Raw genomic sequence first — 14,377 nt, 5'->3', positions numbered from 1 at the left:
TCTAAGGAGCAAAACTATGCAACAAGGATCATCTCAGGAGCGTTGGCTGGCACAGTTGGCCTGGTGCAAACAGATGCGCGAGCAGAGCCCAGTGTATTATGATGAGCAAAATCACCTCTGGAACCTTTTTCGTTACGAGAATGTGGTCTCCACCCTCGCTGATCCAGCCACTTTCTCTTCACGTAGTATGGCTCCAGCTCAAGATTCAGAGGAGAGTTTCCTGAGTTCCTGGCTCAAGGGCGATATCACGAAAATGGACCCACCACAGCACCGCCATTTTCGCGGTCTGGTCAGTCAGGCTTTTACGCCACGTGTGGTTGAACAGATGGCACCGCGCATCCATGAGATTACCAGTACCTTGCTTGATGAGGTAGCCGCAAAAGGAGAAATGGATCTGGTCAGTGACCTGTCCGCTCCCCTTCCCATCATTGTTATCGCCGAACTGCTTGGCGTACCTCCTGAGGATCGCAACCGCTTCAAGGATTGGTCAAATACCTTAATAGCCTCCACTTCTGCCACGCCAGCAGACAAGGCCAGGCTGAAAGAGGTTCTTCCCATCTTTAAGGAAATGTTCGCGTACCTGCAGAATTTCTGCCAGGCGCGCCGTGAACAACCGCGGAATGACTTGATCAGCCACCTCACGAAGGCGCAGTTTGAAGGCAGGATGCTGGATAATGATGAGATCCTGGCCTTTGTGACGACCCTGCTGGTCGCGGGCAATATCACCACGACCATCCTGCTCGGGAACGCCATTGTGTGCCTGAACGAGCATCCAGACGCCACAGCAGCCATCAGGGCTGATCCTTCGTTGCTTCCATCTGCGATCGAGGAGATCTTGCGCTATCGCCCACCCTTTACGGTTACCATGCGCACAACGACCCGGCAGGTGACGATACAAGGAGTGACCATTCCAGCGAATCAGATGGTCATCACCTGGCTGCTCTCCGCCAACCACGACGAACGGCAGTTTCCTGAGCCAGAACGCTTCGATATCCGGCGCCATCCCAATCGTCACCAGGCCTTCGGGCATGGCATCCACTTCTGCATCGGTGCCCCACTCGCGCGACTGGAGGCTAGAATCGCCCTGGCCCTGCTGTTCGAGCGTTTTCCATCATTGAAAATACAGCCTGGTGCCGAACTGGAAGCCTATGAAAGCCCCTTCATTAACGGCGTCAAAAATCTGCCTGTGAGCTGGTAATCGCAGTACATTCTACTGAGCTGATAATCGCGACCAACACTCCACCGACGTTCGAGAGCAGGCTTCCCAGCACATCAGCCTGCTCGAACGTGGGCTGATCAACATCCACATTGGATCAATCGGAAGAGGTACCCTCATGGGTACCCCCTTCCGATTAACGTAAAGATTCGTTCATTCCATTATTTCCCGGCCAGGCGGGCGACAACGGGTGCGAAGTTTTCCATTTGTCCGGCATTGATGTGGATATAGGAAAACCTCAATTGCTCTCGCTGCGCGAGCAGATGCTCTACGGCTTGCTCGGTGCTCATAGCTTTCTTTTGCATATAAGGGCCGCCAGTAATATTAAACACTTCAACAGGACTATCTGTAATGACGAGACCGAAGTCAGACTGGCTGAACTCAAGTTGTTCAAAGCGCTCGCCAGCCGCTTCGCGTATCCAATCAACCTTTTGCTCCAGAGGAACATCACTGACGGATTCTCCCGGCCTGGCAAACTTGATGGTGGGAGAGACGATGTCAGCATGCCGAGCGGCAATGGTGAGCATGCGCTTATTGGCACTTCCGATAAAGATGGGAGGATGAGGTCGCTGAACTGGTTTAGGCAGGGCTTGTAAGTCCGCAACGGTATAGTATTTACCAGTGAAGTTTACCCGTTCTTCGGTGAAGAACTGTTTGAGAATCGCAACGGCCTCCTCGACGCGACTGACTCTGGTACCAGCGGAGTCAAACGGGAGGCCCAGTTGCTGATAATCATCGGGCCCAACACCAGCGCCGATGCCTAACTCAAAGCGTCCATCCGAAAGCAGGTCCAGCGTGGCAACCTCTTTGGCTAAAACCGCTGGATGACGGTAATCATTACAAAAAACATAGCTCCCCACCCGTAAGGTTGTCGTTGCCTCTGCCGCAATCGCCAGGGCCGCAAACGGTGCCACGTTCATCTGTATGCGATCCGGCAACAACAAACTGCTATAACCAAGCTCTTCAGCACGGCGGGCAAAACTGGTCCAGGTCTTACGTGACTGCCCATTGCCTCCTACAACACCAAAGCGAAATGGTTTCAACATCATGCAATCTCTCTTTCATTCTCTAGTATTAACATCTTCAGACCGATCTTTTGTATCTTTACATTGACCTGTGATCGCCCCTATTATTAAGCAGGTGATCTATCCAAAAGATTTTAATTTAGGTATACTGATTATATAATTAAATTTAGCAAGGTGGCAAGACCTATATGAGTCCTCGTGCTTATCGGCTCGGTCAACGCCAGGCGGCAACCGAGCAAACCCGAATGCGCATTATCAATGCCAGTCGCGAGCTATTGATGGCTGAACATGGCTTCTCGCACTTTTCAATGGAGATGGTAGCCAAACAGGCCGATGTAGCTCGTATGACGGTCTATCATCAGTTTGGATCCAAAACGGGTCTGCTTGAAGCATTATGCGATTCTCTGGCAGCCAGCGGTGGTATGGAACAGATGGCGACAGTGTTTCGCCAGTCGGAACCGCTTGAGGCGCTTCAACAATATATCGCTATTTTCGGTCGATTTTGGAACGCGGATCGACTCGTCACGCGACGCCTGCGCGCGCTGGCAGCCCTCGATCCGGAATTCGAACAGGTTATTCGTAAACGCGATGAATGGCGCAGAAAAGGGGTTCGCACCCTGCTCAGCCGTATCGTTGAAGGGCACAAACAGCCTGGTACTGAAACGATAGATGAGACGGTCAACGTGCTCTATACGCTGATCGGCTTTGAGGGCTTTGACAGCCTGGCCGGACCCGAGCGTTCCCTGGAAGATGTGGCGGATCTGGTATACCAGCTTGCCCTGGCAGCGATCGATCGCCTCATCCCAGGTATACCCCCATCATCGTAGGTGCGCCCCTTGCGGGCGCTTCCCACCTCCCTTCACGTGGATCTCTGCCCTTGGTTGGGAAGGTGGCATCTTTGGTGGAGCATACGCGCCCAGGACATGATGGCGATCATTACCATGTGCAGCCTATGAAACTCTTGCCGCCCTCTGTCCAGCGGCCTCGTATCCCCGTCTGGCCAATCGGAGTCTGGCCGCGTGAAAAATCGATGCAGCGCGTTCTGCGGTGGGACGGTATTGTCCCGCAGAAAAAGGATGGCAGCGATACACAAATGACGCCCGATGATATCCGCGCCATCAAAGCCTATGTTGAGGCCAATGCAAGCTCATTACGCCGTTCGATATTACCTGGGAAGGCGAAACACCCGGCGATGATCCCGAACGCGCAGCGGCCATTGTACGCCCCTGGATAGACGCGGGCATCACATGGTGGATGGAAGCGCGCTGGGGCAATGCGAGCCTTGAAGAGGTGCGAGAACGCATCAAACAGGGACCGCCACGCATCGTTTAACATAGGTGCGCCCCTTGCAGGCACTTGCTGTCTTCCCGCTCGAAAACGGTTATGGTTTCTTTTTCGAGCGGGAAGGATAAAAGCGCCCGCAAGGGGCGCACCTACGGCGTGGGATTGACCCATTTGCCGATGGCGTGGACAATATGGGCCTGTTGGAAGCCGGCTGCTTGATAGGCATGACGGGCCGGGAGGCGGTCCATATCGGTTTCGACAATGGCTTTTCGAGCTCCATGCTGCTTGAAGCGGTGCAAGATCTCTAGCAGCAAAACCCGGGCGAGGCCGTGCTGCTGGAAGCGTGGATGGATGCCAATCGGCTCGATCTGGGCCAGCTGGCGCACGGATTCTAGCCAGCCGACACAAAAACCAGCCAGAGAGCCGTCAGACGCCTCGATTACCAGGTCCAGTTCAGGACGATAGGTGGGCATCTGCAGTACCCTGGCCCTCCACTCAGGAGTCATAGAGTCAGATTGAAAAGCGGCGCGATGCAGTTCAGCATAGGCCGCGACCTCGTCCAGGCCACGCAGGGTGCGCAGTGTAAAGCCGGTGGGCAGTGCTGGGACAGGCGGTAGGTTTTCGAGCGGATGCTCCAGGTATACATAGCGCTCATACTCATCAACGAGAAAGCCATGGGCATTCACTAGCTGCTGCCGCTCGTGATCTTCTTCCCAGAATTCTGCCCAGTAGGGTAGTGGTTTACCGCGATCAGCATCCCGCTCACGAAAGCGCTGATCCGCCCAGGCAAAGAGGTCCGCTTCAACCTCGCTCTGCTGGGAGCCCGGGAGGATGAAAAAATCGAGGGCCGCCCAATAGTATTGCCAGGCAGCCAAACCAACCATCAATCCCTCATTGTTTTCCCAGTAAACGGCATCGCCACCAGCTTGAATAGCCGGCGTGCTCAAGCGCCAGGGCCAGTCAACGATGTGGCGACATGAGTACGGCATCTCGCGCACAAGCTCGAGCACGCGCAGCAGGTGGTCCCCGCCGTCAAAAGAATGTCGAGCAATAGTCATGATGGAATCCTTCCCATGCTTATCCCTCCTGAATGGAGGAAGGATAAGCGGATTTGCACATTAAAACCAGTCGGTGAAGCTGAGGCAGCTATGCCCGATAGGGAAAAGCAGGTGCAGCACTGATAGAGCCGCATCCGGTAACTGCTGAGGATGTTGCGTGAGTATCCACGACACCGGACGATAACCAAAGACCAGCTGGGCAAAGCTTTGTGGCGAGCACTGGAAGGTAATCGCGGCTGGCGAAGGAGTGGCGACTATGCGTAGCTTCGTACCTTCAACACCCAGGGTAACGCTTTCATCGCCAATCACGAAGTGTAGCTCGCCTGACCATTGCGCCAGCGCGCGTTGCCAGCGTGCCTCAAGCTCTGGCAGCATGGCGTTGAAAAGCGTGGGCAGATGAACGAAGCGCCCCATCCAACCGGCGTAGCGATGATGAAACTGGGAGGTGCGCACTCCCCATTCTTTGGCCGGATTCTGCCACTTCGAGGTATCGAGTACCTCAAGGTGGTCAATGGCGTTATACAGTTCAGCCGAGTTCGGCGGGAAATAATAGGTATGCTTTTCGGGAGCCTCTGGCCCATCAGTGAGATGCACATGCGCCTGCATCAATGCGATTTGCGCCGACCAGTTATCGGCCGCGACCTCGACGCCAAAGGCAGCACTTGGCTCACGCGAGGCGATCAGATACCCTTCGGCCTCGCCGTTGGGTGAGAGCGCGAGCAAAACACTATTGTGGTTGAAGCGGTTGCGCAACAGGTGTTCTTGTTTCTCGAGCGAACGCTCAAAGCTGCCCGTATAGCCGCCAAGACGGCGCTCGTACAGATCGCGCATAGCCCGGGCATCTTCTGGCGTGGCCTGACGCACCGTGTAGGAACTGCCGGGATGAGCTAGAATAGCCGCGCGATCAATATCATATGTCGTGACATCAAAAACGTCGGTATAGCCGTAGCGATAATAGAACTTGGGAATACCATCCAGCAATAGCAGGCTATGTCTCTGCTCGCGCGCAAATTGGATAGCATCGTGCATCAATGCGCTAGCAGTGCCCTGCTTACGCGCCTCTGGATCGACTACCACTATGCCGATACAACCAACAGAGATGCGCGCCGCACCCATGCGCAACTTCCATTCATAGAGCGCATAGCCACCAAGCTGCGTATTATCGCGGAATGCGCCGCGCAATTGCCTGGAGTGAAATTCCGGATGGGTGAGGGTGACCCGACGCCAGTGCCGCGCCTTGTCGGGGTCTGGCTGGCGTGAAAAAGCCTGGTCAGCCAAGACAAATTGCTTCTCTATCTCCTCCTCGGTCGCGAGTGGGCGAACAACAATAGATGACGAGGCCATAAATGCAAATCCTCCAATGATTAGTGAGCCAGGAATCCTTGCTGGCATCAATATACTCAAGCGTAACATCGAGAGGATAGCTACGTCAAACGCGAAAAGCCATCTCCGTGACCAATTTCGCCCATCATAGGTTCGGTAAATGTTTATATTCTGTTTATGTCAACACACGCTACGTTTATGTTTCGTTTATGCTTTAGTGGCTATACTTCCATTACAGGTTTACATATAATTGCAAGTACCAATATTTGAGCCTTCAGCCACGTGCTGCCTGCGCACGAAACATCGAACTGCTATGCACAAAGCAGTGCCAGCAGACTAGCAAAGAAAGGAGTTCGGTGATCGCCGCTTCATTTATGACAAACTCATCAATTTCACCGCAATATATACCCGGCGGGCTACAGTCCGCCATTGTGCTACGCAATGTGACCAAGCGCTTTCTGACTCCCAATGGTCAGACCTATACTGCGTTGCGGGACCTCAATCTGAGCATCGCAGCCGGCGAGTTCTGCGCGATCGTTGGGCCAACTGGTTGTGGCAAATCTACAACTCTGGGGTTGATCTCAGGACTGGAACGACCCAGCGTCGGTGAAGTCCAGGTGATGGGTCAACCGGTTCAGGGTATTGATCCACGTATTGGCTATGTATTTCAATCGGATGCCGTTTTCCCCTGGAAAAATGTCTTACGCAATGTGGCTACGGGCCCAATCTTTCGCGGTAGACCAAAGGCCGAAGCGCTCGCGCAGGCCCGCGATTGGATTGCGCGCGTAGGATTGGCTGGCTTTGAGGATCGCTATCCACATCAGCTCTCTGGTGGCATGCGCAAGCGCGTGGCCCTGGCCCAGACATTTATCAATGAGCCGCAGATTCTGCTGATGGATGAGCCTTTCAGCGCCCTGGATGTGCAAACGCGTACCCTGATGGAAGATGAATTGCTCCAGCTATGGTCTTCTACCTCGGCCTCCGTTGTTTTCGTCACACATGACCTGGAGGAGGCCATCTCTCTGGCGGATCGTGTTTGTGTGCTGACCGCTGGTCCGGCCACGGTCAAAGGCATCTATACTATTGATCTGCCACGGCCACGCAATGTGGCGGAGATTCGCTTTGATCCACGTTTTGTCCATCTATATCAGGAGATCTGGGAAGACCTTCGCAACGAGGTGTTGATTAGCTATGAACGAACGAAGCAGCGCAGTCAATAAAACGTCCACAACAGAGGAGAACATACAGGTAGATCTGGCTGGTATGCGTCGCAAGCGGCTACTGATCAATACACTGCGTGTTCTGGTATTGGTAGTAATAGTCGGCGGCTGGGAGCTTGGCGCGCGCACGAAAGTTATAGATCCCTTCTTTTGGGGCCAGCCTTCTGGTATCTGGGCTCAAATTGTGACCTGGGTCATCAATGGAACAGCTCAAGGCCCGCTCTGGGTGCAGATTGCGGTCACGCTGGAAGAAACAGTGTTGGGCTTTGCAATCGGCGTTATTTTAGGCGTCGTCTTTGGCATACTGCTGGGACGTAACAGGTTCCTGGCCGATGTACTGGGGCCATATATCAAGGCGGCTAATTCTATTCCACGTGTGGTATTAGGTTCGATTTTTGTCATTGGGTTGGGGCTAGGCATACAATCCAAGGTTGCGCTGGCAGTCGTGCTGGTCTTCTTTATTGTCTTCTTTAACGCTTTCCAGGGTGTACGCGAAGTTGATCGCAACCTGTTAGCTAATGCGCGCATCCTTGGAGCCAACTCACGCCAACTCTCTATTGATGTTATTATTCCATCTGCCCTGACATGGATCATAGCCAGCCTGCATACCAGCTTTAGCTTCGCACTGGTAGGCGCCGTCGTCGGCGAATTTCTGGGTGCGACCCAGGGTATTGGCCTGATGATTCAGACCGCGCAGGGTACATTTAATGCTAATGGAGTTTTTGCCGCCATGGTCATTCTGGCTGTCCTGGCATTGATCACAGAAGCACTGGTCACAGCACTCGAAAATCGCTTGATCACCTGGCGTCCCACCTCAACCGTCAACGATATCTCAATCTAAGAAAGGAGAGCCGAACTACCTGAACACATCGATGCTATTTGCTATTTGCTATTATACAAATGCCCATAAAGATGCCCCATCCCGACCTCACTTGAGGCGGCATACACTCTGTACATATGTGATCACTGTCGATGCATATCATCTCAGATAGGAGATAACAAGGCATATGAAGACACGGAAGCAACAACTTTGCCTGCTGATTGGTATTATTTTGATCCTCGTTCTCAGTTCTTGCGGAAACGACACCAGTAGTTCATCAAGCAAGAGCAGCACTGGCGGCGGTGGTACCACTGGCGCGAAAACCCATCTCTCCATCATGGTTGGTGGTCTCAGCAAACAAATCTATCTACCTAATATGCTCACAAAACAGCTGGGATATTTTGATCAGGAAGGCCTGGACGTTACCCTCATCGATGAGGCATCCGGTCAATCTTCAGAGGACTCGGTCCTGGCCGGCCAGGTAGATGCTGGCTCTGGCTCTTACAACCATACCATTGAACTGCAAGCGGCTGGTAAACAGATGCAGTGCGTCGTTCAATTGGATATCGCACCGGGTGAAGCTGAGATGGTCTCAACCAAAGAGGCTGGCAGCATTAAATCGATCAAAGACCTCAAGGGCAAAAACCTGGGCGTGACGGAGCTTGGTTCTGGTACCCAGACCCTGACCATTGCGTTGCTGCACAACGCCGGTATCGCGCAGAGCGAGGCTCATTTCTTGCCGGTTGGCGCAGGCGACACCTTCATTGCCGCCATGCAGCAGGGTCGCATCGACGCAGGCATGACCACAGAGCCGACCATCTCTCGCCTGCTATCCAGTGGTGTCGGCAAAGTGTTGACAGACCTGCGTACACCGCAGTCAACGCAGGCCGCCCTCAATGGTTCATATCCTTTTATCTGTCTCTTTATGAAGAATGATTATGTGAATAGCCACAAAGATGTGACGCAGAAGCTGGTCAATGCCTACGTCAAAACATTGAAGTGGATACATACCCATTCAGCAGAGGAGATCGCGGATAAGATGCCAGCCGACTACTACGCTGGCAATAAGGCACTGTACGTCACGGCATTGAAGAGCCAGTTACCTATCTTCAGTCCTGATGGCAATATGCCGTCCGATGGTCCACAGTCGGTGTATAACATTGAAAAAGAGACCAATCAAGCGGTACAGGGCAAACAAATCGATCTCAATAGCACATTCACCAACGAATTCACCAGCAAAGCAAGCTAATTAACATGGCACAGACCGGGGATGCAGCCAACGTTGGCTGCATCCCCTTTTTTAACGTAACCTCGGATCGCCAACGTTCTCATACGTCCGATTTCTCCCTCCTCGCACGTAACATTCCCTGCCGGATAGATGAAATGTATTTACGGGGCGTGTTTCTTATTCCTTTCGATAGCTTGCTTTGTTCCTGAGCGGTCAATCTCTGGAGCGACAAAGCGGTAGCCAACACCTGGTTCTGTGATCAGATAGCGTGGTTTGGCGGGGTCGGTTTCTAATTTATGGCGCAGGCGGTTGATGTAAACACGTAAATATTCGGCCTCTCCTCCATATTCTGGACCCCAGACACGCTGCAGCAGGGTGCGGTGTGTCAATACCTTGCCCGCATTGCTGATCAATTCCCCCAGTAAGTCAAACTCTGTACGAGATAGGCGCACCGCCTCGCCCCGCAGCCAGATATTGTGTCCTGGCAAATCTACTTCCAGCTCACCGAATTTTTTCACGCCACCATTTGGTTGTGCATCTCCCAGTGTGCGCCGCAGGACAGCGCGCACCCGCGCCAGTAATTCCTCAACCCCAAATGGCTTGGTCAAATAGTCATCCGCTCCCAGGTCCAGGGCGGTCACTTTGTCGTATTCGGCATCCAGTGCGGTTAAGACAATAATGGGGACGGCAGAGAGCTCGCGTACACGCTGACAGACGGCCAGGCCATCCATGCGCGGCATCATAATATCTAGAATCAATAGATGCGGCTCCTCGCGTTCCCAGACGGCCAGCGCTTCCAGACCATTGCTGGCTTCCAGAACTTCGAAACCACGGGCACGCAGATTGCGACTGACAAAATCTCGCAATGTGCCTTCGTCTTCAGCAAGCAAGATACGTTTAGGTTTCATCGTCATACGCGTCTCCATTCTTCTGGCGAGATGTCTGTAGTCAGTGTTTCAGCCGTTGTAGCAGCAACGGCAATCGGCAACGAAAAGGTGATCGTGGTTACGCGCTTGCTACTGGCGGCCTGGATCTTGCCCCCGTGGGCTTCGACGAAGGCCTTACTAATTGCCAGGCCCAGGCCAGTACCGCCCAGGCGCTGCTGCCGTCCATAGCGGGCGCGATAAAAACGTTCAAAAATATGCGGTAATTCATCGGGCGCAATGCCCTGACCGGTATTGGAGATGGCAATCGTCACAAACTCGACCTGGCACTCGACCATAATCGTCACGGTTCCCTCTCCATACACCAGTGCATTTGACAGGAGATTATGCAAGACGACTTCGATGCGCGCACTATCAATGTTGACTTCAGGCAAAGTTGCAGGTAGCTGCAGTTGGATTGAGGCGGTTGGATAATGTGGCCGTTCATGCTTGACCGCTGTCTTCAACAAATCTTGCACACTGGTCGGTGACAGATTCAGTTGTAGTAAGCCCGCTTCCTGGCGCGAAAGATCCAAAAGATTCTTGACCATCTGCGTCAGGCGATCGGCCTCGCTACTGATGGTTTGTAGAAAGTGGCGCTGGTCTGCGGTTGACCAGCTAACGTCCTCTTGCAACAAAGTCGAAACGTAACCCTTGATCGCGGCCAACGGTGTGCGCACCTCATGGCCGACTGCGGCCAGCAAGGTAGTCTTAAATTCATCCAGTTCGCGCTCGCGCGTAATATCCCGTAACAGTAGTCCGCGCCCGATAGGCTGTCCCGCCTCGTCTTCGACATCAAAGAGCCGTAAGTGAAGGGAGCGACGCTGTTCATGAGATGATACCGTGACCATAGCTTCGCTCGTAGCAGCATTTTCGAACCGCGTCAGCACGGCGTCCACCTGTTGCGCATCAACCGCATTGGCGCGCAAAGCGGCGTAGAGCGTAGTGATTGAACAACGCTCTACGCTTTCGCCTCCCAGATCCAGCAGGTTACGCGCACCCTGGTTGGTATAAAGAACGATGCCGTCAATACCTGTTAAAACCAGGCCATCATGCATACTTTCCATGATGGCGGCCAGCTTCTGCTTCTCTTCAGCGGCATGCTGATAGAGCCGTTCGTTTTCCCGCGCAACTTCGTGCAGCCGCTCGTCGCTGCGCTCATAGAGCACAGCGTGTTCCCAGGCCAGGGTCGCATAGTTGGCGAAGGTCAGTAGCAGATCAATCTCGTTCTGGTTAAACAGGTGTGGCTCGGTGCGGTGAACCAGCAAGACCACTCCGCCCGCGTGGCGACTGATAATAGGGATAGCCAGCACCGACCTGAAACCGTCCTCATAAGAAAACGAGGCGGTCCCAGGACCTAATAATTTTTGTACTGGCGCGCCATCACGAAGAGCGACCACGGGAGCGGAGCTGATATGTTCAGGGGTCAGCGCCAGCTCTCGATCGTAGTGTTCGCTATGCCCATCACTGACCAGTACGCGCAGGATGCCCTGATTATCGGGCAGCAGTACTGCCGCGGCTTGCACATCCACCAGTCGGCGCGCCTCACGAATGATTTTTCTAACGACCGCGTGCGGCTCCAATGAACCTACCACGGCATTTGAGGTTTCCAGCAGCGTGCGTAACTCGCCCAGCTTCTCCAGGCCATCGAGCTCCAGACGCACCAGCGAGCGGGCCAGCGCGCCCACCTCATCGCCACGGGCGGCCAGAATGGTCGTATCCATTGGAATAGCAAGCTTTGAGGAGGGGAGGGCCTGATGCTGGCGGGCCAGCGTATGCAGTGGACGAATAACCCGGCCCAATAAAATCAGCCAGAACAAGAGTCCGCCACAAGCAAAGAGGACGATAGCGGTCAGTAACCAGAGATGGAATTGCGCGACGACAGATAACGCTTCTTCCGCTGGTCGCTGCACCACGACAGCCCAATCCGCGTCCGAGATAGGTACGGCGCTAAACAGCCAATCCTGACCATCCTGCCCACGTCCAATCTGTGAAGCTACATGATTATGCAGGGCCTGTTCGGCACCTGGCAACTCATCCAGCACGGTCTGCAGGATACGCTGACGCTGCGGGGTTGCGACGAGAACGCCGCGACTATCAATGACGTTGATCATCAGGTGCCGCCCCTGCTGCTGCTGGGCATTGACGACAGCAATCAGAGGCTCGCTCAGCTCAACCAGTGAAATACTGACCGCGACGATGCCAACCAGGCGACCATCGGAGAGGCGCATCGGCTGCGCGATAATCACGCCGGCATTAAAGGTGGTCTCAACCGCTATCCCTACTTCAAAAACCGGACCAACCGACATACGGGCTCGTTGTACGACATCAGGAGGAGAGAATTCAGTATTGAGGGCCGCGCTGTTTATCGGCCAGGTCACTTGCAAGACGCCAACCGGATCTAACCAATAAACATGATCCACATCGGGACGCGAAAGTTTATAGGTGCGGAAGGTATTAGCAATTTCTTGCGTATCAGAAGTCTGGTCTACCTGCTTGCCGAGCGCAGCTAACGAGCTCTCCGCATCGCGGATCTGCAAATTGGTCTCTAAGGCAATCTCCTGCGCCAGCGCTTGATCTGAGGCCTGGACATCGCTGCGCAATTGCTGCTCAACCACACTATTCACTGCTAAGCCGCCAACCAGCACAATCAACATAAAGAGCAGATACACACTGAGCAGTTGCATCAACAATGAGCGGCGCACGAAATGAAGCATGAATAGTACTCCTCCTTGAGTTCCATCAAAGATTCACCATTGTTTGCACTGAAGTATAGCACAGCTGCTTTTGCTTCACCACAGCGCCCGCTTGTTTAAAAAATAATAAATGGCTCGATGCATGATGATGCATCGAGCCATTCGTCTATCAGGCTACCGTTTTCTCAGAGGCACATTCTAAAAGCAGCATGGCAGTCGGCAGCGCTTCATCCGCATCCTCGTGCCATTGATAATACCCGAGCCAGTAGTGGGCCTCCAGTATCAATTCATGCACGCTTCCTGCGCGGAGCAAGCGAGCGATACGCTGCTCATTATCTTCACCTTCACGCTGTAGGGGAGAAAAAAAATTGCTCTTCCATCTCTTCTGGTTTGTCTGTCATTGTCGTTCACTTTCACTAATGTTAGATTAATTCATCCACCCTGAATGATCTTTTGGCTTACGCTTACGACTGCTGCTCTACCTTGTTGAAAAGTTGCTGGAATAAGGCGACAATATCTTCATTACTAACATCGAGTGAAGCATCTCCAACTGAAAGTTCAAATTTTTGATAGACAGGTATCTGCGTAGGAGCCAGACCGCCAAAGAGCCAGGTTCCACTCTCTTCAGCAACCTCCAGCGCGGCTGCGTTCAGCCGTTCGCGTTCGCCACGGATAAAGATATGCATCATGTGTGTCTGGGGCACCGCAGGCATGATCTCGATCTGGGGAAAAGCTGATAAAGCGGCCGCGATCGCTTTGGCTTTCTGATGATAGGCTTCCATGCGCTCCAGGCGCTCGGCCAATCCTTTGCGTGCCGCCAGCACATAGGGATAGAGTTGGTAAAGGTTACCGCCCTGTCGGCGCTGCCAGATGCGCGCCTCGTCAATGACATCGGCCGGTCCTGTCAGCACAGCCCCGGAGATACCACCCAGGCTCTTATAGAAAGAGACATAGACACTATCGAAGAGGCCAGCGATTTCAGCATAGTCACGCTGATAATAGGGCTTGCATTCCCAGAGACGTGCGCCATCTAGATGGAGGGCAATATTGCGCTCTCGGGCCCAGCCGGTAATGGCCGTCAGTTCATCCCAGGCAGGTAGTTGACCACCAATCTCGCGCTGCGGCAGCTCCAACAGGAGCGCACCCAATGGCTCTTTGACTGCCTGTAAATCTTCTAGCGTCATCAACTGGTATGGCGAGCCAATCAACACCGTTTGCAGACCATGCAGACGCCGAGGGGCCTGAAATTCATGTATTTCCAGATGTGCCGTGGGATGAAAACCGACGCGTGGCAGATGTCGACGATCGGTCCAGATACGTAACGCAATCTGCTGACACATAGTTCCGCTGGGCATAAAAACAGCGGCTTCTTTGCCCAGCAACTGGGCGACCTCGGCCTCAAAATCATTAATAAGCTTACCCTGCCCGTACACATCGGGAGCCTCCTCAGGCTGCGCCGAATCAGCCAGCTCGTGCAAAATCTGCGGCAGTGTCTGAGCATAATGATAATGACCCGCAATTGAGCGGCTACAACTTTTACGGACTTCGCGGAGATCACGTGCGTTCGCCATACCTGGAGATCCT

Annotated in this window: 13 protein-coding genes; 6 read left to right on the top strand and 7 right to left on the bottom strand. The window is 53.6% G+C overall.

What is annotated here, in order from left to right:
- The first annotated feature begins 16 nt into the window (after positions 1 to 16).
- Positions 17 to 1,198, top strand: a complete 1,182-nt coding sequence (locus tag JMI88_RS09475) for a cytochrome P450 (protein WP_201361557.1) — start codon at positions 17 to 19, stop codon at positions 1,196 to 1,198.
- A 179-nt stretch (positions 1,199 to 1,377) separates the two neighbouring features.
- On the opposite strand, the gene JMI88_RS09470 is transcribed toward JMI88_RS09475, so the two are convergent.
- On the bottom strand, positions 1,378 to 2,265 hold the full coding sequence (locus JMI88_RS09470) for a TIGR03621 family F420-dependent LLM class oxidoreductase (RefSeq protein ID WP_236022882.1): 888 nt from the start codon (positions 2,263 to 2,265) through the stop codon (positions 1,378 to 1,380).
- Between the two features lie 164 nt (positions 2,266 to 2,429).
- Between JMI88_RS09470 and JMI88_RS09465 the strand changes: the two genes are divergently transcribed.
- Both JMI88_RS09465 and JMI88_RS09460 read left to right on the top strand, forming a co-directional pair.
- Positions 2,430 to 3,068, top strand: coding sequence for a TetR/AcrR family transcriptional regulator (locus JMI88_RS09465; protein ID WP_201361556.1), 639 nt, complete (start codon positions 2,430 to 2,432; stop codon positions 3,066 to 3,068).
- A gap of 74 nt (positions 3,069 to 3,142) precedes the next feature.
- Positions 3,143 to 3,475 carry a hypothetical protein gene (locus JMI88_RS09460; protein ID WP_201361555.1) on the top strand — a complete coding sequence of 111 codons (333 nt, stop codon included), beginning with the start codon at positions 3,143 to 3,145 and terminating at the stop codon, positions 3,473 to 3,475.
- A 199-nt stretch (positions 3,476 to 3,674) separates the two neighbouring features.
- On the opposite strand, the gene JMI88_RS09455 is transcribed toward JMI88_RS09460, so the two are convergent.
- On the bottom strand, positions 3,675 to 4,583 hold the full coding sequence (locus JMI88_RS09455; protein WP_236022881.1) for a GNAT family N-acetyltransferase: 909 nt from the start codon (positions 4,581 to 4,583) through the stop codon (positions 3,675 to 3,677).
- 60 nt (positions 4,584 to 4,643) lie between these two features.
- Positions 4,644 to 5,927, bottom strand: a complete 1,284-nt coding sequence (locus tag JMI88_RS09450; protein WP_201361554.1) for a GNAT family N-acetyltransferase — start codon at positions 5,925 to 5,927, stop codon at positions 4,644 to 4,646.
- A 353-nt stretch (positions 5,928 to 6,280) separates the two neighbouring features.
- Between JMI88_RS09450 and JMI88_RS09445 the strand changes: the two genes are divergently transcribed.
- From JMI88_RS09445 to JMI88_RS09435, 3 genes are all read left to right on the top strand, one after another.
- Positions 6,281 to 7,126: an ABC transporter ATP-binding protein gene (locus JMI88_RS09445; protein ID WP_201361640.1), complete on the top strand. Its 846-nt coding sequence runs from the start codon at positions 6,281 to 6,283 to the stop codon at positions 7,124 to 7,126.
- Positions 7,098 to 7,967 (top strand): ABC transporter permease, encoded by an 870-nt coding sequence (locus JMI88_RS09440; RefSeq protein WP_201361553.1) that lies wholly within the window; start codon positions 7,098 to 7,100, stop codon positions 7,965 to 7,967. Before JMI88_RS09445 ends, JMI88_RS09440 begins: the two co-directional genes overlap by 29 nt.
- Positions 7,968 to 8,133: 166 nt before the next feature.
- On the top strand, positions 8,134 to 9,195 hold the full coding sequence (locus tag JMI88_RS09435; RefSeq protein ID WP_201361552.1) for an ABC transporter substrate-binding protein: 1,062 nt from the start codon (positions 8,134 to 8,136) through the stop codon (positions 9,193 to 9,195).
- A gap of 140 nt (positions 9,196 to 9,335) precedes the next feature.
- On the opposite strand, the gene JMI88_RS09430 is transcribed toward JMI88_RS09435, so the two are convergent.
- The 4 genes from JMI88_RS09430 to JMI88_RS09420 all read right to left on the bottom strand — a co-directional run bounded on the left by JMI88_RS09430 (position 9,336) and on the right by JMI88_RS09420 (position 14,364).
- Positions 9,336 to 10,088, bottom strand: a complete 753-nt coding sequence (locus JMI88_RS09430; protein ID WP_201361551.1) for a response regulator transcription factor — start codon at positions 10,086 to 10,088, stop codon at positions 9,336 to 9,338.
- On the bottom strand, positions 10,085 to 12,814 hold the full coding sequence (locus tag JMI88_RS09425) for an ATP-binding protein (protein ID WP_201361550.1): 2,730 nt from the start codon (positions 12,812 to 12,814) through the stop codon (positions 10,085 to 10,087). Before JMI88_RS09425 ends, JMI88_RS09430 begins: the two co-directional genes overlap by 4 nt.
- Before the next feature lie 148 nt (positions 12,815 to 12,962).
- A complete protein-coding gene (locus tag JMI88_RS40075) occupies positions 12,963 to 13,088 on the bottom strand; it encodes a hypothetical protein (RefSeq protein WP_268905980.1) in 126 nt (41 codons plus the stop codon).
- 169 nt (positions 13,089 to 13,257) lie between these two features.
- On the bottom strand, positions 13,258 to 14,364 hold the full coding sequence (locus JMI88_RS09420) for a threonine aldolase family protein (RefSeq protein ID WP_201361549.1): 1,107 nt from the start codon (positions 14,362 to 14,364) through the stop codon (positions 13,258 to 13,260).
- Positions 14,365 to 14,377 lie beyond the last annotated feature (13 nt).

It is taken from the genome of Dictyobacter formicarum (assembly GCF_016587435.1).
Note: the sequence above shows the minus strand (reverse complement) of the source record. Positions and strands in the feature narration are given on the sequence as shown.